Below are 22,585 nucleotides of genomic sequence, written 5' to 3'. Positions count from 1 at the left end.
TATATATATATGATAATCAATTTTTACTGTAATATATTTATTTTTTATTTTAAAGCTGCCATTTTTAAATAATCTTATACATTTTATACCTTAATTAAATATTCTAATTTAATATACATACCATACCTTTGTGTAAACAAACAACATTTACTTTTTTATTGTTTAAATAAATTATATTTAATACTATTAAAACTTGATTACTATATTATTTAATATATTCGACACAAATTTAAAAAATCCTTCTAATGTTTTTATTGTTAATTAAATTTTTTTATAAAGTATATTAAAAAATGGCACGGCACTTTGCCATGCCTTTTTCCTATCATCTTACAAGCCAGCCGCCATCGACAGCCAATACGTGTCCATTTACGTAGTCTGAAGCTTTACTTGCCAAAAATACTAAAGCGCCCATCACATCAAATGGATGCCCCCACCTTCCTGCAGGTATCCTTGAAAGTATTTCTGCGTTTCTATTTTCATCAGCCCTTATTGGAGCTGTATTGTTCGTCTCAATATATCCCGGTGCTATTGCATTTACTTGTATATTTTTGTCAGCCAATTCATTAGCAAAAGCTTTTGTTATACCTGCTACGCCGTGTTTTGATGCTGTATATGGAGGAACAAATTTTCCACCTTGAAATGAAAGCATTGAAGCTATATTTATAATTTTGCCACTGCCTTGCTTTACCATAACTTTTGCTACCTCGTGGCTTAAATAATATACTGCATTTAAGTTTATGTCGAGAACTGCTTTCCAATCTTCATCTTTGTACTCAAGAAGCGGTGCCCTCCTTATTGTCCCTGCATTATTGACAAGCACGTCTATCTTGCCGAAAGATTCGAGACACTTGTCTACAACTTCATTTATATTCTCTCTAACCGATAAATCTGTCTGGAAGAATTCTACCTTTCGGCCTTCTTTTTCAATAAGTTCCCTCGTTTCATCAAAGCGGTCATTATGAGTAACGATGAATAAGTCAGCACCTGCCTTCGCAAGTGCAACGGCATATCCTTGCCCTAATCCGGTATTGCCACCTGTAACTATGGCAACTTTGCCATCTAGTCTAAAAAAGTCCATTGAAAAGTCTGTAATATTGTACATGTTTTACCTCCTTCTCTTACCTCAGATCTTTTGTAGGTATTTCATCCATATCAGTAAACGTCTGATTTTCTCCAACCATTCCCCAAATAAATGTGTAATTCTTTGTACCTACGCCTGAGTGAATTGACCAGCTTGGTGATATAACCGCTTGCTCATTTTTAACAACAATATGCCTCGTCTCATTTGGTGTACCCATGAAATGGAATACTACATTATCTTCGTCCATATTGAAATACAAATAAACTTCCATTCTCCTATCGTGGGTATGGCACGGCATCGTATTCCATATGCTACCAGGCTCTAATATCGTCATACCCATGACTAATTGACAGCTTTGACATACTGCAGGATGTACATATTGATTTATTGTCCTTTTATTGCATTCTTCATCTGTACCGGCTTTTACTTTGTTAGCCTCACTTAAGCCTATTTTTACAGTAGGATAACTCTTGTGTGCAGTCGCACTATTTATATAGAATTTTGCTGGATTATTTGCGTCTAAGCTTTCAAAGCTGACTTCTTTTATGCCCATGCCCACGTACAATCCATCGCTGTTATTTAATTCATACCTTTCACCGTCCAAATTCACAATGCCTGTTCCACCTATATTAATTATTCCCATCTCTCTTCTTTCTAAAAAATAATTAGAGCCCAATTCTTTGCTTGCCTCTAAGTATAGTGGCTTATCTGTCGGAACAGCACCTGCTACGATTATCCTGTCTACATGACTGTACACCATATTAAGCTTACCTGGTGTAAATAAATTTTCAATTAAAAAATGCTTTCTTAACTCAGTTGTGTCATAATGCTTAACGTCTTCATAATGACTTGCATACCTTACTTCCATATTAAAAGCCTCCTCTTAATTTATCATTTCAGAGTGTTACCGTTAACGAAATGTTCTAAATTAAGTATAACCTTTATTTAGAGAATAGTCAATAACGCTAAATATTTTCTCCTAAAGATTTTCTGATAATCAATTTGGGTTTAAGTATAATTTTTTTTGGTACCGTACTTTCATCTGCTAATAGATTTAATAAAGTTTCAGCTGCAACTTTCCCCAGTTGATTGCCATTTTGATCTACCGTCGTCAATGGCACAGGCAGCATTGATGATTGCTCAATATTGTCATATCCGGCAACTCCTATGTCTTCAGGTATCCTGATATTGTTTAAATAACAATATTTTACAACCCCTAAAGCCACCGTATCATTTATTGCAAAAATGCTATCAACGCCCTTCTCAATAAGCACTTTTGCCAAATTGAAGCCATCTTCAAATGTAGCATTGCTATTTAAAACAATTTCATTATCGAGTTCAATATTATTTTTCTTCAAAACATCTTTATAAGCTTTAAACCTTTCATTAGATGCACTAGAACTGCTATGACCCAATATAACTCCAATCCTTTTAAATCCTTGTTTTATCATGTGACTTATAATTTCTGATGCTCCATGATAGTTGTCAGTGCCAACAAAGCTTACATCAAGCCCTTCCGCGTAATTATCTGCCATCACAAATGGTATTTCCTTCGCTATACCTTCATAGTCTTCTTTCCTTGGCTGCACAGGCAAAATAATTATTCCATCAACTCTTCCTTCCGAAAGAAAATTCAAATATCTTATCTCATCATCTTTTCTTCTATCGCTGTTGCACAGCAAAAGTCCATAACCTTGTAAACTCAGATATGAGCTTACACCTTTGCTTACGTGTGAATAATATTGATTTGTAATATCTGGTATAATAAGGCCTACCATGTTAGTCTTTTTTGTCACCAAGCTTCTAGCTGCAAAATTAGGCCTGTATCCTAGTTCTTCACAAGCTTTCAGTATTTTTTCTTTTGTAGCTTGTGATATCTGATTGCTATTATTCAATGCTCTCGATACAGTCATGGCTGACACACCGCAGTATCTAGCCACATCTCTTATGTTGACCAAAATAATCACCCTTTTTTCTAATGATGTAACTAATCATTTTACTTTTTATAAACATCACCGCGATGCCCTACTGTAACCACTATAACTAATGCTTTTTCCTCTTTGATCGTATAAATAATTCTTATATCGCCTAATCTGTACCTGTATAATTGACAAGACATACCTTTAAGTTTCTTTATGTTTTTCCCACCATACGGTGAAAGTGATATTTTCTCTATACAATTCTTAATTCTTTCCTTTGTTTTTTTATTATATTTTTCAATACATTTAACGGCTTCTTTTGAAAGTTGAATCTTATACATCTTTAAACACGTCCTCAAAGTCATATACATTACCGTTCTCTATATCTTTTAATCCTCTTTCTATAGATTCCATCAATTCTTTATCATTAAGTATTTCATCATCTTCTGCTTCATCTTTTAATTTTAAAAATTCCATAAAATCAATTACTTCTACGATCTTATCCTCAGGTAACTCTTCAATAATGTCCAGTACTTTCTTTTTTAAAGTATTATCCATTTTTCAACACCACCGTTATTATTATTTTTTTCTTTTATTATAATTTATTTTTATAAAAATAAAAAGTGCAAAGGAAATTTTCCTCTGCACTCTCTAATTTCATTTTATATTTAGCATTCAAGGTATTTTTTAAGTGTGCTTCTTACTGCACCAGTACCAGAAATCAATTCTTTAAAGTAGCTTTCTACCTTTTCTCCCAAGCCAACCTCATACAAGTCAAGTCCAAATATTTCTTTGTTTGAAAGAATGGGCCTTAAGTTGTCTTTTACGGAGTCAACATCGCCAAGCCTGATATTTGATACGTGAGATTTTAAATCATTTAAAAGCGGATCTGGACTTAAATCCATATGATTTCCTTCATCATCAATCCCCATCAGATATCTGCACCAACCTGCTATGACTAATGGTATAAATTTTAAGTCATTTACTTCAAGATCGCTTCTATGAATATACGATTTAATCGTCTCCCCAAACCTGATTCCCATCTTTTGTGATGTATCTGTTGCGATTCTCTGTGGCGTATCCGGCATGTACGGGTTCGGAAGCCTTACTTCGATTACTTCTTTTATAAATTCTTCCGGATCAAGTACTTTTGGATTTATGACAACAGGCATCCCTTCAACATAGCCAATTTTTTCAACCAGCTTTCTTAAACAATCATCCTTCATTTCATCTGCTATTGTTCTATAATCTAATAAGCATCCGTATATAGCTAATGCTGTATGAAGCGGATTTAAGCATGTTGTGACTTTCATTCTCTCGACTTTTTCAACTGTCTCTTTGTCGGTCAAAAGGACTCCTGCCTCTTCAAGTTTCATGCGCCCATTGGGAAATTTATCTTCTATAACCAAGTATTGAGCTTTTTCAGCATTTACAAATGGAGCAATTACTGTATTTTTAGATGTCTTGATTATGTTCATATCTTCTAAGCCTTTTTCCTCTAATGATTTTTTTACTAATTCATGTGGCCTTGGAACTATCTTGTCTATCATCGTAAGCGGGAAAGAAATCTTTGACGGATCATTTAAATATTGAGTAAATCCCTTGTCTACAAATCCTTTATTTGCCCATTCCTCGGCAATTGTCATTACAGCACTGTGAAGCCTTTCACCATTGCCAGAGAAATTGTCTAGGCTGACAAGTGCGAGAGGATACTCTCCCTTTTTATACCTAGAGTAAACAAGAGATACAAGCTTTGACACGACATTCTTAGGATTCTCCGGTCCTGCTTCAATGTCTTCCATGACTTCTTTTATAAAATTACCTGCAAAATCTTTTAGATTGTAGCCTTTTTCTGTTATTGTCATACTTACTATTTGAAGCGAAGGATTAGAGAATATTTCATTCAATCTATCCCAATTTTCTTTGTTCGACGGATCTGCAAGCAAAATATCGCTTATGCTGCCTACTACTTCTTTTTCCAATGTTCCATCGGAATTCATTATAACTAGTAGCCCTAAATTATCATAAGGCACGTATATCTTGTCGTGCACTTCAAAATCGTACGATTCAACTGCGATTATACCTGAATCTGCCAAGCCTTTATTCAGAAGTGTTTGCTGCAGCATTGCTATAAATCCTCTAAATATATTGCCTGCTCCAAAGTGAATCCATCTTGGATTCTTCTTTGTTTCGTCTATTACCTTATCTATATCAAACTGCGGAAGCTTTATCCCCATCTCTTCCCATTTCTTAGGATCTTTTAATTCATGTATTTTTAATTTCATCCCAATTCTCTCCCTACTCAAAATTTTATATTGTTAATCTTGCTCCCACTCTGTATGGAAAATGCCTTCCATATCAATTCTTCTATAAGTATGTGCACCGAAGAAGTCCCTCTGTCCTTGTATTAAGTTTGCAGGAAGATTTGCTTCTGACATGCTAAAGAAATAATCTAGCGAAGAATTAATCGTAAGCGTCGGGATGTAGAAATCTTTAGCCAGTTTTGTCACTTTCTTTATAGATTCTAATTTTTCTTCCAAATAGCTTATAGACTTTTGACTGTTTAACAAGTTGATATTTGTTTTGTCATCAGAGAGGATTTCTCTTAAGAAATCTAAAATTCTGGCCCTTATAATGCATCCACCTTTCCAAATTCTTAAGACTTCAGAAAGATCTATATTGTAGTTGTACACCTTTGATGCTTCAGATATAAGCCAAAGCCCTTGTGAAAAGGAGGCAAATACAGCAAAAAGCAGCGAATTCTTTAAATCCTCAATTATTTCATCTCTGTTTAAATTGCCTGTAGGATAATTTCTCTGTACTCTCTTTGAAATCTTAGTTCTTTCTTCTTTAAAGAAAGACAATGCTCTTCCAACAACTGCAAGATTTAATGATGGTGTAGGAATTCCCAAGTCAAGAGACGTCTCTGCCGTCCACTTACCTGTACCCTTTTGTTCTGCTTCATCTAGAATAAGCTCTACAAGTGGCCTTCCCGTCTTTTCGTCTTTATGCTTCATGATTTTATACGATATTTCCATCAAATATGAATTAAGCTCACCTTTATTCCATTCTTCAAATATATTGCCAATTTCTTCACTGGAAAGCTTCAAAACCTTCCTCATCACGTCGTATACTTCTGATATTGACTGCATTATAGCATATTCTATTCCATTATGAACCATCTTTACAAAATGTCCGGCAGAATAATTGCCAACATATGTGCAGCATGGGCCAGATTCTGTTTGGGCAGCTATTTTAAGAAGCAATTCATTTACCATGTCATAAGCCTCTTTTGTTCCACCAGGCATCAACGACGGTCCATGCAGTGCACCGTATTCGCCGCCAGAAACACCCATACCTAAATAATATATTCCCTTTGCTTTCAGTTCTTCAATTCTCCTGTTTGTGTCTTTAAAGTATGAATTGCCACCATCTATTATTAAATCCCCTTTGTCTAGATACGGTAAAAGTTCTTGTATGACATCGTCAACAGGCTTACCAGCCTTAACCATGAGGATTATTTTTCTTGGCTTTTCCAAAGACTCTACGAATGATTTAATATCGTAGTATGGATAAATCTTTTCGTCTTTCACCTTTTCATTTATAAATTCATCAGTCTTTTGACGAGATCTATTGTAGCCTGACAGGCTATAGCCCTTTCTTGCAATATTTAAAGCTAGATTTTGTCCCATTACGGCTAGTCCAATTAATCCAATGTTGTTCATCTTATTAACCTCCATCTTTTATAATTTACTGTGAACCTCAAATAGGTTCTTTAAATCCTTTGTCATCAACTTAAAAAATTGAAATCCCTTGTCATACTGCCTTATTTTTTCATCTTGAGGCACATAAACATTTTTTATTTTTACCATTTTCTTTGTCGCCTCATCAAGGTCTTTATATATCCCTAGTGAATAGAAGCCAAGCAATGCTGAACCTAAAAGCTCAGGCTCTTCTACATTAGATACCTTTATAGGCAGGCCTAATACAGATGAAAATATGTCCATCCATAAATCAGAGTTCGTACCACCTCCTCCTGCCCTTATCTCTTTAACTTCAACGTTGTTGTCCTTGACTGCTTCATAAAGCATCCTTAAAGAGTACGCAACACCTTCCATTCCAGCCTTGATCATATGCCCTTTATTGTGATTGTTTTTCAGCCCAAAATATACACCTGATGCAATATTCCCAATTTCCTTATCTCTCTCTCCTGTGATATACGGCAAGAAAAAGAGATTTGATGTATCTACCTTTAAAGCCTCATTTGTCAGTTCATCATAACTTACATTAAAAATATTGTCTCTTAACCACCTTAAAATTATCCCTGCATTGTTTATGGCTGCACCGACAAACCATTTTCCTGATGAAAGGTAATACGTTTGAAGCCTCATTGAGTCTTCTTTATCCAGTATAGCTTCAGGATAAGCTACTCTAAACATTCCAGTAGTGCCTATATTTATCGCGCCAACACCTTCTTCAAATGCTCCGATGCCTATACCTACTGCCCCACCATCATAAACACCAGGAAGAAGTTTTACATCTCCTTCCAAACCCAAAAGCTCTTTTGATTTTTGTGGCAACTCAGCCAAAATTCCATCTGACGGCACTATCTCAGGTAACCTGCTTTCATCTATTCCCAAAGCATTAAGCGAATAACTGTCCCATTTAAGTGTATTAATATTCATAAGACCTGTAGCGGATGATATGCTTGGTTCTGTATACGGCTTATCAAGCAGCTTTGATATTATATAATCTTTTGAGCTTAAAAAATACTTGGCTTTATCAAATACTTCTCTTCTCCTTTGTTTTAACCAAAAAATCTTAAATAAAGGTGCATGAAATGTAGGTGCAAAGCCTGTCCTTTTGTACGCTTCATTTACATCAATTGTGCTTAACAGGTCTTCATAAGTTTCCTTTGCCCTTAAATCAAGAAGCGTCATTATCCCCATCAATGGGTTTAAATCATTATCAACCGGAACTAATCCAAACATGTAAGACGATGGTATTATCAGCGAAATTTTCCCTTCAAATCCCCTTGATGCTTCCTTTGCCGCCTTAACAAACGCTGCAAAAAGCACTTCTGGATTATGTTCAGCCTTTCCATTATTATCCCTCTCTAGCGGAATCTCAGACCTAGAAAGGCTTAATACATTTCCGTCTTTATCTACAACGCCTGCTTTTAAATTAGTCGTACCTATATCAACACAAAGAGCTAACCTATCTTCCATATTAATCCTCCACGATTCTCATTTTATCACGCCATCAGGAACTTCGCCATTTAAAACTTTCTCCACATCTGAAACGACTTTGTCTCCCATTCCTTTTAAACATTCTCTAGTGTATGCAGAAATATGTGGCGTGATAATGACATTTTCATACGCTAAAAGCGGATGATTCTCATCAATAGGTTCATTTTCAACAACATCCATGCCTACACCGGCAACAATTCCATCATCAAGAGCTTTTATTAAGGCATCCTGGTCTATAAGCTCTCCTCTAGCCGTATCAACAATATAAACGCCTTTTTTCATTATTGAAAATTCTTTTTTAGATAGCATGTGGTAATTTCCTGCATTTAACGATGCATTTAAAGATATCATGTCTGCCGTCTTGAGAAGCTCTTCTAAAGTCTTTACCGGTTCTGCTCCTCTTTCTCTTATTAAACCCGGTGCCAGATACGGATCGTATGCTATAACTTTAGCATTAAATCCATATTTCAATATTTCACAAACCCTGCTTCCAATATTGCCGATGCCAATTATACCTACAACTTTATCTCTTATCTCGCACCCCATGAAGCTAGCTCTTTCACTCCATTTGCCTTCTTTTACTTTTAATGAAGCTGCTCTTACTTTTCTAATCACATCAAGAAGTAATGTAACTGCTGATTCTGCAACAGCTTCTCTTTCAACGTATCCGTCAACCTTTGTAACGTATGTCCCTTTTTCTTGAGCGCTTTTTATATCAATGTTGTCGTATCCTATGCCATGCCTTGTAATAAGAAGCGTCTTGTCTTTATACTGGAAAAACTCCTTGTCATAGTACGGCTTCACACTGGCTATGATGATTGAGTATCCCATAAGTTCGTGAGCCAATTCTTTGCCTCTCATATCGTATGGAAATTGAAACCTATCAACTTCTCCAAAGGATTTCAGTTTTTCTAAATGCTCAGGAAAATTTCTCCCGAAACTACTGGAATTTACAATAGCTATCTTTACACTCATTAGTTTCTCCTCCTAAGATTAATTTTTATAGAATATTTCTTTCAAATGGTTATCTATGTTCTTAGAAACCATTTTATAATGCTCTTCTTCATATTTATTCAGAAAATCTACAATTTCTTTTCTCTTTAAATCCAGCAAAACTCCAAAGGATATATGGAAAAGCTGTTTTATCTCAGGTTTTAAAATAAATTTCGGGTTATTAAGTTCTGGTTCTTTACCAAAATCTTCTTTCTTAATTAGAACTTTATAAGACTTTTTGCTTTCCTCCAGGTTTTCAAGAGCGATTTTATAGAGTTCCCTGTAAAATTCTTTGTCATAATCGTATATTAAATTTATAGCCTGCAGCCAACTTGTACCTGATGTCTTTATATGAAAATTTTTCTCAGTAATATCGCTAAATATCCTGTAAATGCTGAACTTATCGCTTCCTGAATGAAGGCTTATCTTGTACCCGCCTATCATCCTTGACAACTGGTAATGTTTTTTGAGCTCTAACAAAAATTCATCCAAATCTCCAATGTAGTCAACAGCCTTTTCAAATTCCCCAGGAAATTTAGGTGCTATGCTGAAGAAATCTATGCCGTTTCTGTGGAGATATTCTGCTACATACAAATGGTCCTCCAAAGTCGTTACCTTTCCACCCTCATCTATAGATATCTCCATATCAAAATCACTTAATTTTTCTTTTAAAATGTTATTTACTTTATCCACAAACTTCATAGCATTTTCATAAGCAACCGCCGATTTATAGAGTTCCTCTTCTGATACAACATATCCGCTATCTGAAATTATGTCTAATTTTTTACCGCTAAAATCTTTAATTATGTCTTTGCTTACCTGAGATAATTCTTGAGCTTTGTTTCTCATCTCTGATGGATTTAAACTGCTGATATCAATTAGCTGTTCGCTTAAGTCCAATGTGTACATTGTATATCCTGCATTTATACCTTCCAATAAATAATATTCGTCCTTGATATGATCTGCATCTGCGCCAAAATGTCCTATATATCCTGTCTCTAATACCCCCAGCACCACCTTTAAAAGAACGTCTTTAAAATCTCTATTTGTCTTTATAAGCTCTCTTGGAGATTGCTGTGCTAATATTGGAAAAACATCGTATTTTTTTAATGCGGTTAATTGAGCTGCTGTCACAAGTCCGAGTCTATCACCTGTTCCAAATGAGGAATTTCCTCTGCAAACTGTAGGCCCTATATGAAATTTGCCATTTAATGTAACGTAATTTTCAAAAGTAAATGGATATATGTTTAAACGCAACTTATCACTGACATTTTTATCTTCAGAAAAATATGCCCCATTAAGTTTTACATCGCTAGAAGACAGAATGCCGACCATTTTTTCATTTTGCCTTTTAACGACGAATATATATATATTTTCTCCAAGTTTCATCAGAGAATCAGGGTAAACTTTAAATCCATTCTCTTCCAACGTGGACAAAACATTCCCTATCATTTCTCTTCTCTCCTTTCAAACACGAAAGACCATTAATATATCTATACCAATACTATGTTGACATGACTCTTTAAATCTTCTATCACATCAAGATTTTGGTCTCCTGACGTTATCACCTTGTCAACATCCTTTATGTTGCAGAATGATACCATAGCATCCTTTCCAAATTTACTGCTGTCAACAACAACTATAGCCGTTTTTGCAGAGCCAAGCATAGACCTTTTAACTTCCGCTTCAAAAATATCTGACGTTGTAAAGCCTTTTTCTGCCGAAACGCCGGCTGCCGCAAGAAAAGCTGTATCGACATTGTACCGTCTTACATATTCCACAGTATCTGGTCCTACTAATGAATAATTGACGTTTTTTAAGTTCCCACCAGTCACAAATAAATTAACATCCGTATTGCTGGCAAGCTCTGCAGCGATGTTTAATCCATTTGTTATGACCGTTAAGTTTTTTACACCTTTATAGTTAATAGCGCGTGCTACTTGATACGTCGTTGAACCTGCATCTAAAAATATGCTCATGCCTTCTTTTATTTCATCCAAAGCCTTATTCGCTATTTTCTCCTTTTCTTCGATATTTTCTTCCATCCTAATTAGGAGCGGCGGAACAATTACATTCTTTTTCAGTACCCCACCGCCATAGTTTCTCTCAATTAGTCCTTCTTTTTCTAATTCTTCAAGATCTCTTCTTATTGTCTCATCAGATACCTGGAACATCTCACAAAGCTCAGATACTTTCACAGACTTTTTCTTCATCAGTATTTCCTTTATCTTACCTCTTCTTGTTGCAGCTAACATAAAACACCATCCTATATACAAATATTCACATCATTATCTATGTTAAACATGATAAATCCCAACTCAAAAGTGAATGATTTACATTATTATTTAAAAAATTTATCAACGATCACAAATTTCGCTTTTGAAAAAATTTTTATATTATAAATCTATATTTGGCTTTTTCTCTTCTTTAATTTAATATATTCTACATAAATCCAAAAATTCCTTCTTAAAATCAAAAATTTTTATGTGGTTTTTGTGGATTTCACATTACACAATTTTGTATTTTTGCTTTAAATATAAAATGCCTTCGTCAATAAAAGGTTCTTTTGTATTTTCCATCAAAATATTGATGTACGGCTTGTTATATTTTATAAATTTAAATATGGTATCATAATCCAGCAAACCTTTTCCAACAGGCACAAATTCTAATTTTCCATTCTTTATTGTGAAGTCCTTTGCATGAACAGCCACAATTCTATCACCGTAAAGTTCAAACGCTTCATTAAATATGGTATCTTGATTCATGTAATTTTCTTCTGTCAATAAGTTTGTCGGGTCAAATATAGCCTGCAAATTGTTTGATTTTATTTCATCCATAAGCCTTCCCATCATTTTAGGAGAATAAACCGGATGATTTACACCAGCCTCAATTCCAACAAAAACTCCAAATCTCTCTGCCTCTTCTACTAATTCACTGACGCTTTTTACAACTTCAAGAAAAGGCTCTTCGCGGAAGTTATCAGTAGTAAAGCCCATCTTAGCATGTACATTTCCTGTCTCTGTCCCCACGATGCTACATCCAAAATCCCTTGCAAACCTGATGTGCTCTTTAAAAAACTCTAATGATCTCCTCCTTTCATCTAAGTCTGGATGAATTATGTTTACATAGCATCCAAGTACTGCAATCTGGATGTTATAACTTTTAAAAGAATCTCCAATATAGCGGGCTAACCCGGGAGATAAACTTCCATTTTTCAAATTTAATTCTGGAAAAGATTTATTAATGGCCAATTGAACAGAAGAAAGCCCTTTTTTAAAAACTTCTTCCGGGAGTTTCTCTATTGAAAGATGCTCTAAATCATGTGCTCTAATGCCTAAATTCATAAATACCACCTCTATACCACAGCTTTCTGCCACTTCGTGCCCCTTAACCTTGTCAGGTAAAGTATGCCTCTCACAGCCCAGTCTGTAAACATGCCTATCCAAACACCAACAAGCCCAAAATTTAAAATTACTCCTAAAACATAACCTAATACTATTCTGAATACCCACATGCCAATAATAGATGTCATAAGAGTATATTTTGCATCACCAGCGCCTTTTAATCCTGCAGGCAAAACAAATGACAATGCCCACAAAACCATACACAGCAAATTAAGCCTTACAACCTTCACAGCTATATTTATGACGTCCTGATTTGTGGTATATATTGAGACTAAAAATCTTGAAAATGGATATGAAACAAGCCCTAGTATACCCATGCATGTGCTAGCAAGAGCTGTCATGTAGTACAGTGATTTTCTTGCGGCATTTGGATCACCCCTGCCCATGTCCTGGCCAACAACTATCGTTGAAGCTATGCTTAATGCATTCCCAGGTATATTGAATATCTGCTGTATTGAAAAACCTATAGAATTGGCAGCTATTGATGCAGTTCCAAAGTAGACAACAAAGACCTGCGTTATAAGTTTGCCACCGCTGAATAAAAGCGACTCAATTCCTGCCGGAAGTCCAATATTGAATATAGATCTAAGCATTTTGTAATCCGGCTTGAAATAACGCAAATTGCTTAATTTTATCACGCTAGTTCCCTTTATTAAAACATATAAAGCAATTATAGCTCCCACAAGCCTTGACAATCCAATACCTATTGCCGCTCCTTTCACACCCATGCCATGAAATCTTAAAATCTTTAACCCGTATATAAATAAATAACTTAAAACAACATTCAATACGTTTATGAATATATTTATATACATAGGTGTCTTGGTATCTCCAGCACCTCTTAAAACTCCAAATGCCACCAACTGGGCAGTTATGAACGGGTATGTTATAAGGCTTATCCCTAAGTATAAAATTGCATTTTCAAAAACTATTTTCTCTGCCTTACCAAATAGCAAATAAACAAGATGATACCTCAAAAACCATATTAAAATAGTTATCAAAATCGTAATGAATTCTCCAGAGTACATTATCTGCTTGCTGGCTTCGTTAGCAGCCTTTTGATTCTTTTGACCAATGTAAGTAGCTACGACAACTGTACCGCCAACTGCCAGTGAAGAAAAAAATCCAATCAAAATGTTATTTATTGAGTCAGCCATTCCTATAGATGATATAGCTTCTTTTCCAAGTCTACTGGCTAATATTGTATTTATTATGCCCATGGAGCTTATAAATGTCTGCTCCGTTATTATAGGCCCAATCAATTTGAATATGTCCTTTTTGATAATCATTGCTCTCCTCGATCCCTTTGAAGCTTTAATAGTAATCATCTAATGCACAGGAAAGATAACCCTTAAAAGTATATAACTAAAGTCAGTATTAAAATACTTAATAAAGTAGATACTATGACTATTTGTGATACAAACTCCTTGCAATAGCTGTCATTTTACCATGTCTACAGTGTTACACCATTCTTAAAAATAGCAATCTCTCTAAAATTGTTCTTCTCGTTATTAACAAGCTCCCCACTAGCCACCTTAATTACATATTTAACCAATTCTTCTAAAACTTCATCGATATTTTTATCTTCAACAAGAGTTCCAGCATTGAAATCAATCCAATTTTGTTTTAATTGGTATAATTGAGTATTTGTAGATATCTTTATTGTTGGAACAAATGTTCCAAAAGGAGTCCCTCTTCCAGTAGTAAAAAGAATAATTTGACATCCTGAAGCTGCTAATGCAGTAGATGAAACAAGGTCATTTCCAGGTGCATTTAAGAGGTTTAACCCTTTCTTCTTAACCGTATCACCATACCTTAAGACATCAACCACCTCTGATTTACCACCTTTTTGAACGCACCCTAGAGATTTTTCTTCCAGAGTTGTTATCCCGCCAGCTTTATTTCCTGGAGAAGGATTTTCATATATAGGCTGATCGTATTTCATGAAGTACTGCTTAAAATCATTTATCAGGTTAACAGTCTTTTTAAATACATCTTCGTCATGTGCTCTTTCCATAAGCATTTGCTCTGCGCCAAACATCTCAGGGACTTCTGTCAGTACAGCACTTCCACCCTGCGATATAATAAAGTCTGCAAAAGCACCAACTAAAGGATTTGCAGTAATGCCTGAAAATCCGTCAGAGCCACCGCATTTAAGTCCTACTGTCAATTCGCTTAAGTCTACGTCTTCCCTCTTATCTTCTTTCATATTGTAATAAAGTTCTTTTAATAATTTTACACCTTCATCTACCTCATCTTCAGCATCCTGTGCAACCAAGAATCTGACTCTGTCTTTATCATATTCACCTAAATTTTCTTTAAATGCAGGTATATTGTTGTTCTCGCATCCAAGCCCTAAAACCAAGACACCGCCGGCATTGGGGTGCTTTACTATATCCATTAGAATTGTTCTTGTATTGGCATGATCATCTCCAAGCTGTGAACACCCATAGCTATGTTTAAATATCTCTATTCCGTCAATACTGTCTATCTTGACTTCATCTTTGAATCTGTTTATAATTTTTTCTCCTAAACCATTTACACAACCTACAGTCGGTACAATCCACAGCTCATTTCTTATACCTACTTTGCCGTATTTCCTTCTATATCCCTTAAAAGTAATGTTTCTTTTCTCATACACACTTTCCTCAATTTGCCTCTTATTGTAAGTATATTTTAGAATTCCGCTTAAATTAGTACTCATGTTGTGGGTATGAACCCATGCACCTTCAGGTATATCTGAAAGTGCATGACCTATAGGATACCCGTACTTTATTACGTTCTGTCCTTCTTTAATATTTCCTAAAGCAATTTTATGGCCCCTCGGTACATCATCAAGAAGTGTTATTTTTTTACCATCTTCTACAATTTCTTCACCTTTTTTTATATTCCTTAATGCAACTGCCACATTGTCGCTGGAATTTATTTTTATGACATCCTTCATATTATTTTAGCACCTCTTTTAAGGATTCTTTGATTCCATTTTTCTCAATTGAGTAGAGATACTCTGTAACAGCATCATTTAAGCCTTTGACTTCATTTAGATTCATCCTCCACACTTTATCGTATTCTAGAACTCTAGTGACAATATATTTTATACCATCATAACTGCCATCGAAGTTTTTCCACAAGTTTTGATACATCTTTAGTATTTCAGGATCGTCATTTAATGGTATGACTTCACTGCCTCTTTGCCCTTTGTAAAACTCTATATATGCAGAAAGCGAAAAGACCAGTTTATGAGGTAATTTTCCAAACCTTTTGACATACTCTAAAAGAGAAGGCAAAACTCTTGTCTCATATTTTGACATTGCATTAAGGGCTATGCTTGTCAGGTAGTGTTTTACGTATGGATTCTTAAACCTGTCAAAGACTTCTTTAACAAACTCTTTAATCTCGTCTTCCGGCAGATCCAAAGTTGGCATTATCTCCTCATATGCAGCATCTCTTATGAATTTGCCTACCACTTCGTCTTCTACAGCTTCCTTGACTGTATCTATACCATATAGATAAGCAATAGGTACCATTGTCGTATGCATCCCATTTAAGATTCTTACTTTTCTATCCCTGTATGGTGTTATATCATTTACAAATTTAACATTTAAGCCAATCTTGCTTGCAGAAAACTCTTCTTCAATCCATTTCGGCCCCTCTATAACCCATAAGTGGAATATTTCTCCTACATCTACTAGGCTATCTTCGTACCCTATCTCCTCCTGTATCTTGTCGATATCTTCTTTTGGATATCCTGTTACAATCCTGTCAACCAAAGCCGAGCAAAATACATTGTCATTTTCTACCCAGTCAACAAACCCTTTCTCTAGATTCCAGTAATCTGCGTATTTTAAAATCATTTCTTTAAGCTTCAAACCATTTTTGTCAATAAGTTCACACGGAATTACAATAAGACCTCTGTCACTTCTTCCATTAAAGTGTTTATACCTTCTATACATAAAGGCAGTCAATTTTGCTGGAAAGCTGTTATGCGGTGTAATGTCAAATCTATCATTTTCATCAAATGCAATGCCTGCTTCAGTGGTATTTGACACCACAAATCTTATACTATCACTTTCGGCCACTTTAAGAAAGCTTTCATAATCTCTGTATGGATCTATTCCTCTGCTGATGCTGTTCATTATCTTATGCATCCTCTCAGCCTTTCCATCCTTTATGCCTTGAAGAATAAGCGTATACAGGCCATCCTGCTCATTTAATAGGTGAACTAATCCATTCCTTAAAGGTTGGACGACAACGACACTTCCATTAAAAACGCCTTTTTCATTCATCTCATTAATCATCCAGTCGACAAATGCCCTTAGAAAGTTCCCTTCTCCAAACTGTACAACTTTTTCTGGGTATTTCTTATAATCCTTATAAATCTTTGACGATAACTTCATCAATTTCATCCTCCTTGATATGATTTATTTTGGCACACGTGAACATTTTATTTTAAAAAAATATCTATTCGATTTTTTCATCATCAATATTCAATAATATAAAAGGCTCTGTCGACGCATTTTCTACTATTACATTTTTTAATTTCAGCTTTTTAATATTGTTTAAGTAAAAGCCATTTCTGCACATTTCATCTACAAAACTAAGCATCTCCGGATAATCAGGCTTTGCATTTAAATCAAATTTAATATAAATATTCTCCATCGTTACTTTCTCAATCTTTCTTTCTGGAAGTCCATACATATATCCAGCAGCCACCTGCGTATCGTTGCACGTTATATCTTTTAGATATATATTGCCAATATAAGGCGTCCTGTCATCTACAGGAAGTTTTTCTTTGTTCCACACATATTCAGTCTTTCCATCCGCATCACAGAAGTAAAAGCTATTTATAGTAAATGGAGTCAATACCTTATCCATCTTTATATTTGAAGCATGTATCTCATCAATAATGCCTGTACTCCCTCTTCCTCTTCTAGTCTTTATGCGTATTCCTCTATCTGTTTTTCTGAATACGCATCTATCAACATGCACATTTTTTACACCGCCAGACATTTCACTTCCTATTACAACTGCTCCATGACCATATTCCATCAGACAATTTCTGATGTATAAATTCTCAGATGGAACTGGCAGTTTTCGACTGATCGCTAATTTCCCCGATTTTATGGCAATGCAATCATCGCCTACTGAAAATCTGGTTCCTAAGATGACAACATCTTTGCATGACTCTGGATCTAGTCCATCAGTATTTGGTGCATCTTTTGGATTTTCTATATTTAGATTGATAAACTTCAAATTTTGAGAAAGCAGAGGATGTATCGTCCAAGAAGGCGAATTTTTTATTGTAATACCTTCTATTAACACATTCTTGCACTTGTTTAAGAATATAGTTCTAGGTCTCCATGCGATTCTTTTGACCTTTGCGTCGTGCCACCATGTATCAAAGCTGGAATTGCCGTCAATTGTGCCTTCTCCAATAATATTCACATTTTCTACGTCAATTCCTGTTATTAAACTTGCAAAAATCTCTTTTGCTTCACCTTCCCATGAGCCTAAATAGCTGTCCTCAATCTTTTTGCAATCTATTTCTCCAGGAAGGATAGGGTACATCTCCCTCTCTTTTGCACCTAATAAAACTGCGCCTTTTCCCAATTCCAATGTCATATTACTTTTAAGGAAAAGTGGGCATGTCAGATATTTACCTTCAGGAAAATATATCCTTCCTCCATCTGGACATGCCATTATCGCTGCTTGTATAGAAAGAGTATCGAGATTTTTTCCATCGCCTTTTGCACCAAAATCCCTGACATTAATATATGCTGTCTCAGGCTTTGTCCTTATAGCAAGTTCGTCACTTAATTCTTTGGTCTCTTCATCTTTTATTAATATACTGTATTCTTCATCTGGGTCCAAGTTTTTAATCGTAAAAACATTTGTTTTGATAGAACCAGCATTTAAAGAATTAATATATAAAACATACTCTCTATCAGTATAATAACACTCATCATTCTCAACTTCTATAGATATCGTCCTTGATGAAACAGAGATAAGATTTAATTTTAACATTTTAATTCCTTCTTTCATAAGATAAACGATATTCTCTTAATTATTGTTTTGAGCTTTTACATTAGGAACCCATTCATCCTTAATTGTAAATATATTTTCTACTGTATATTCCAATGATTCTGATGTGGTCAATTGATGAGACCATTTAACTCTTTTTTCAATAATTGCACCTGGTCCTTTATTACAATATTCAAAAAATCGAGCCGTTTTTTCATTTTCCACATTATCCCAATTATCCCAACCAGTTGGTATTATATGAGTGTCCATCCATGTTCGTATGAATGCTGCATGCCCATATGGTCGCCATGGTCTTCCAAGATAAACTATATTATTTGGTGATGAACTAGTCAAATTGCAATCTAAAAATACAAAACCAAATTTGTTTTCTTTTGGAGTAGATGGTGCAGTTATAAAGCCATCCCGCAAACTGTGTATTGTGCAATGATCAAAAACAACAGTTCCAGATCCAAATATAAAATCCACATGACCTTCTATATAACATTTGTAAAAATATTGTCTTCCCTTTGCACTGTATAAAGTATCTTGATTCCCCAATAGACTAACATTGTTAAAAATACATTTATCACCAGAAACATAAAGTGCAATTGCTTGACCAATATCAGGTCCAAACCCTGCAATATTTTCAATTGTTAGATTTTCAATTATTAAGTTATCTGATTGAGCATAAAATACAGGTGTTCTAAAAGTACCATATTTTTTATTATTTTCATCAATTTTTTCTGCATAATCACCAAATCTGATAATTGTTTTTCGTGGTCCTTCTCCTACTATTCTAAGATCTGGTTTGTTATCTGGAATAATTACTTTTTCCTCATAAATGCCTTCTTTTAAAAAGATAGTTACATGCTCGAGTGGATGCACTCTAATAGAATCAATTGCTTCTTGAAGCGATTTATAATCGCTATCGCCATTTTTAGATACTGTTATCTTTTGCAAACTCATTACCTCCAATAAAATAAATAGTATTCATTATATTTTAAATACACAAAATATTCATCTAATTTATCTATTTCCTGAATTTTAAATTTAAATATTTTATAGCCACCTTTTTAACCAATCATAAGCTTTACATCCACTGAGACGATGTCGCCCCTCAAAAATATCCCTATCTAACTTATCTTCAGCTTTTAACAACTTATAAGCTCTTTTAACATGTTCATAAGCTATATTTGCAGCCTCTATAGGAAATATATGATCTCTAATACCACTTTCTATTAACAATGGTTTCGGTGCTATCATACATGCAATATCATACATCTCAGCATATTTTAAAATTCCTGGTATATAATTACATTCACAATGTCTAACAGATAGAATAGAATCTTTAAATGTATTTAAATAGGCACTAATTACCACTACTTTAATCCTTTCATCAATGGCTGATGCAAATAATGTAGTAGCTCCTCCACTCGATATACCTATACAACCTATACGTTCATTATCTACCATTGGTAAATTAGTAAGATAATCTATTGATCTCATTACATCCCAAACACGCATTCCCATAACTGTTTTGCCTAATAATTGAGCCCAAAAAGCTAATTTCCTACATGAATTTGTATTATATCCATTTTGTATATCCTCTATTTCCCGTCGCTCACCAAATCCTATTTGATCAGGTACAATAACAACCATTCCTCTATTTACAATTTCTAAACCAAAATTACCTTCATAACCATCTGGGACAGAACGTTCTTCACCATCTTCCCATAATCCAACCACATCATTTTTCCCATAACCATGTCCATGTAATGCAACTACACCAGGCACTCTTTTATTTATGTTCTTAGGTATTAATACATAAGCTGGCACATCAATATACGGTGCACTCTTGAAAACTACTTTTTCTCTTATATAATTATTAAATTCTTTATGTTCTAATACTTGTGGTTCAAGTGGAATTAGTTCTGGAAAACCACCTAAAATCTCTATCAATTTCTTTTTTAATTCTTCCTTCCATTGTGTAAAATCTGACGGATCATCAATCTCAAAACCCATCGAACGTATAGATGAATTATATAGTTTTTCTAAAGAATATAGTGGACGAAATTCATTTTTTACGTCTGATTTTTTCAACAATTAATTCACCTTCCCAAATATAAAATCCTACCAAAAATATATAATCGTTTTTGTATATAAACATGATCCTGTTATTGCTATACAATTTTAAACTTTCTTTATTATACAATTTAATTCAACAAACAAATTTATATACATGAACATTCAAGAAATTGCTACAACTCAGATTTTACTTTAAGTAAATAATCTCACCAGGATCTATTTTTACTGCTTCACCATCTATACCAATCCATACTGGTATTGATGAAGGATTTGATACAATGCTATGATCAGCACTGAACTTTAAATTTTTCAATGCCATTATATAATCGTATATCTCTATATTTGTCGCATACCACACAGATTCATCATAGGATGCCATCTTGCAGAATTCCTCTATAACATGCCAGTTGCTGTTATTCTCAAATTCATAACTGTGGCCCCAGACGTAAAATAGCGACATTTGTTTCTTGTCATTTAAATTTTTAAACTCTTTCCATCTTTCAATTAAATCTTGGTTATGATGACATGTCGGATGCCACTCTAAAAAATTATTGGGTGGTCTAAGCCCCTTCGTTGATATCGTCGTTCTGGAGTACTCTATACCAAAGGATGGAAGACTCTTCAACAGTTCATCATCATAATCACCAAATGGGTATGCCATACCGTAAACTTGATATCCTACAATCGCTTCAAGATTTTTCCTGTCTTCCATTACTTGCTCTACCAAATCTTCCCGCGGTATTAATGTCAAATACGGATGATTCAATGAATGAACTGCAACTTCGTGATTTTGATACAAATTCTTTATCTCTGTACTTGAAACATATGGTTCTTTATCAAAATTTCCAGAATTCAAATTAAAAGTCCCCTTGATACCATATTTATTAAATATTTCCACCAATCTTCTATCATATATCTGTCCATCATCGTAACTCATTGTTAATGCTTTTTTCTTGGCCCCGAAATAATAATTGAAAGTTATCTTCATAGTTCATATCACCTTTGAACCAAATTTCCTATTTATTAAAATTACATAAAAATTATTTAAAATCTATATTAATCAATATTTTAAGGTAATGACCATTTTGCTTCGAAAGTAAAATTTATATATTATTGTTGTTGTCTTTATAAACTAATATCTAGCACTAATTTCATTATAATTTACTTCATTGATATTTAACTTAATGAATGATTTTGCTAACACTTATTATAATTTAATTCTAAAGATATTGTTCTTAAATATTTCCAAAACAACTACTAAGTAGTTTCTTTCTATGATAATACACATTAGCCTTTTAATCCACTTGTTGCTATACCTTCAACAAAATATTTTTGTGCTGCAAAAAATATAATTATTGACGGTAATAGTGTAATTATTGATACAGCTATAATCTTATTCCATTCAAAATTACCCATAGTAGTATCTATTGCCATTTTAAGCGCAATAGGTACAGGATATTTCCCTACACTTGATATATAAATAAGTGGGCCCATAAAATCATTCATACTCCATAAAAACTGAAACAGCATAACTGTAATAATAGCAGGCTTAATAATTGGTAGTAATACTCTTATCAATATTTCAAATGAATTACATCCATCTATTGTTGCAGCTTCATCCAACTCCTTTGGAATTCCTCTAAAAAATTGTATCAGTAAAAATACAAAAAACGCTTGATTGGCAAAAATTGTATTCGCATAAAGAGGAACATAGGTATCTAATAAGTGAAGTTGTTTCCAAAATAAACATCATGCTTTGACAGCATCACGATAAACGAAAACTATCACGATAGACAGTAGGAATCGTGGTATAATTAGAGTGTACGGCACAGA

19 protein-coding genes and 1 pseudogene are annotated in these 22,585 nt (G+C 34.3%); all 20 read right to left on the bottom strand.

The genetic code is table 11. The features are described from left to right. Positions 1 to 322: 322 nt before the first annotated feature. Positions 323 to 1,102 (bottom strand): 2-dehydro-3-deoxy-D-gluconate 5-dehydrogenase KduD, encoded by a 780-nt coding sequence (gene kduD, locus J2Z80_RS05055; RefSeq protein WP_209453416.1) that lies wholly within the window; start codon positions 1,100 to 1,102, stop codon positions 323 to 325. Positions 1,103 to 1,118: 16 nt separating this feature from the next. After that, entirely contained in the window at positions 1,119 to 1,949 is an 831-nt protein-coding gene (gene kduI, locus J2Z80_RS05050; RefSeq protein ID WP_094045912.1) for a 5-dehydro-4-deoxy-D-glucuronate isomerase, read from the bottom strand. Between the two features lie 97 nt (positions 1,950 to 2,046). Next, on the bottom strand, positions 2,047 to 3,048 hold the full coding sequence (locus tag J2Z80_RS05045) for a LacI family DNA-binding transcriptional regulator (protein WP_432422705.1): 1,002 nt from the start codon (positions 3,046 to 3,048) through the stop codon (positions 2,047 to 2,049). Between the two features lie 29 nt (positions 3,049 to 3,077). Beyond that, entirely contained in the window at positions 3,078 to 3,341 is a 264-nt protein-coding gene (locus tag J2Z80_RS05040) for a type II toxin-antitoxin system RelE family toxin (protein ID WP_209453414.1), read from the bottom strand. Continuing rightward, the gene (locus J2Z80_RS05035) at positions 3,334 to 3,558 is read right to left on the bottom strand and encodes a DUF2281 domain-containing protein (RefSeq protein WP_209453413.1); all 225 of its coding nucleotides are present in this window, start codon (positions 3,556 to 3,558) and stop codon (positions 3,334 to 3,336) included. Before J2Z80_RS05035 ends, J2Z80_RS05040 begins: the two co-directional genes overlap by 8 nt. A gap of 110 nt (positions 3,559 to 3,668) precedes the next feature. After that, positions 3,669 to 5,285: a mannitol dehydrogenase family protein gene (locus tag J2Z80_RS05030; RefSeq protein WP_209453412.1), complete on the bottom strand. Its 1,617-nt coding sequence runs from the start codon at positions 5,283 to 5,285 to the stop codon at positions 3,669 to 3,671. A 33-nt stretch (positions 5,286 to 5,318) separates the two neighbouring features. Further along, positions 5,319 to 6,725 (bottom strand): NADP-dependent phosphogluconate dehydrogenase, encoded by a 1,407-nt coding sequence (gene gndA / locus J2Z80_RS05025; protein WP_209453411.1) that lies wholly within the window; start codon positions 6,723 to 6,725, stop codon positions 5,319 to 5,321. 18 nt (positions 6,726 to 6,743) lie between these two features. Further along, on the bottom strand, positions 6,744 to 8,228 hold the full coding sequence (locus J2Z80_RS05020) for a gluconokinase (protein WP_094045920.1): 1,485 nt from the start codon (positions 8,226 to 8,228) through the stop codon (positions 6,744 to 6,746). Positions 8,229 to 8,246: 18 nt separating this feature from the next. Beyond that, on the bottom strand, positions 8,247 to 9,224 hold the full coding sequence (locus tag J2Z80_RS05015; RefSeq protein ID WP_094045922.1) for a D-isomer specific 2-hydroxyacid dehydrogenase family protein: 978 nt from the start codon (positions 9,222 to 9,224) through the stop codon (positions 8,247 to 8,249). Between the two features lie 18 nt (positions 9,225 to 9,242). Beyond that, on the bottom strand, positions 9,243 to 10,694 hold the full coding sequence (locus J2Z80_RS05010) for a tagaturonate epimerase family protein (protein ID WP_094045924.1): 1,452 nt from the start codon (positions 10,692 to 10,694) through the stop codon (positions 9,243 to 9,245). Positions 10,695 to 10,735: 41 nt separating this feature from the next. Continuing rightward, positions 10,736 to 11,497: a DeoR/GlpR family DNA-binding transcription regulator gene (locus J2Z80_RS05005; RefSeq protein ID WP_094045926.1), complete on the bottom strand. Its 762-nt coding sequence runs from the start codon at positions 11,495 to 11,497 to the stop codon at positions 10,736 to 10,738. 252 nt (positions 11,498 to 11,749) lie between these two features. Then, positions 11,750 to 12,586 (bottom strand): sugar phosphate isomerase/epimerase family protein, encoded by an 837-nt coding sequence (locus J2Z80_RS05000; protein ID WP_094045928.1) that lies wholly within the window; start codon positions 12,584 to 12,586, stop codon positions 11,750 to 11,752. An 11-nt stretch (positions 12,587 to 12,597) separates the two neighbouring features. Beyond that, on the bottom strand, positions 12,598 to 13,935 hold the full coding sequence (locus J2Z80_RS04995; protein WP_094045930.1) for an MATE family efflux transporter: 1,338 nt from the start codon (positions 13,933 to 13,935) through the stop codon (positions 12,598 to 12,600). Positions 13,936 to 14,099: 164 nt separating this feature from the next. Then, positions 14,100 to 15,590, bottom strand: coding sequence for a UxaA family hydrolase (locus J2Z80_RS04990; protein WP_094045932.1), 1,491 nt, complete (start codon positions 15,588 to 15,590; stop codon positions 14,100 to 14,102). Position 15,591: 1 nt separating this feature from the next. Then, the gene (locus J2Z80_RS04985) at positions 15,592 to 17,043 is read right to left on the bottom strand and encodes a tagaturonate reductase (protein ID WP_209453410.1); all 1,452 of its coding nucleotides are present in this window, start codon (positions 17,041 to 17,043) and stop codon (positions 15,592 to 15,594) included. A gap of 64 nt (positions 17,044 to 17,107) precedes the next feature. Further along, positions 17,108 to 18,670, bottom strand: a complete 1,563-nt coding sequence (locus J2Z80_RS04980; protein WP_209453409.1) for a glycoside hydrolase family 28 protein — start codon at positions 18,668 to 18,670, stop codon at positions 17,108 to 17,110. 36 nt (positions 18,671 to 18,706) lie between these two features. Further along, the gene (locus tag J2Z80_RS04975; RefSeq protein WP_209453408.1) at positions 18,707 to 19,627 is read right to left on the bottom strand and encodes a pectinesterase family protein; all 921 of its coding nucleotides are present in this window, start codon (positions 19,625 to 19,627) and stop codon (positions 18,707 to 18,709) included. Between the two features lie 99 nt (positions 19,628 to 19,726). Next, a complete protein-coding gene (locus J2Z80_RS04970; protein ID WP_245301155.1) occupies positions 19,727 to 20,767 on the bottom strand; it encodes an alpha/beta hydrolase family protein in 1,041 nt (346 codons plus the stop codon). Between the two features lie 172 nt (positions 20,768 to 20,939). Continuing rightward, positions 20,940 to 21,740, bottom strand: a complete 801-nt coding sequence (locus J2Z80_RS04965; protein WP_209453406.1) for a polysaccharide deacetylase family protein — start codon at positions 21,738 to 21,740, stop codon at positions 20,940 to 20,942. Positions 21,741 to 22,039: 299 nt separating this feature from the next. Next, positions 22,040 to 22,459 (bottom strand): annotated as a pseudogene (locus J2Z80_RS04960) (carbohydrate ABC transporter permease); the annotation flags it as partial. Positions 22,460 to 22,585: the final 126 nt, after the last annotated feature.

Source organism: Thermoanaerobacterium butyriciformans (assembly GCF_017874545.1).
Lineage (GTDB): Bacteria > Bacillota > Thermoanaerobacteria > Thermoanaerobacterales > Thermoanaerobacteraceae > Thermoanaerobacterium > Thermoanaerobacterium butyriciformans.
The sequence above is the reverse complement of the archived record's forward strand: the minus strand, read 5'-3'. Positions and strand labels throughout refer to the sequence as shown.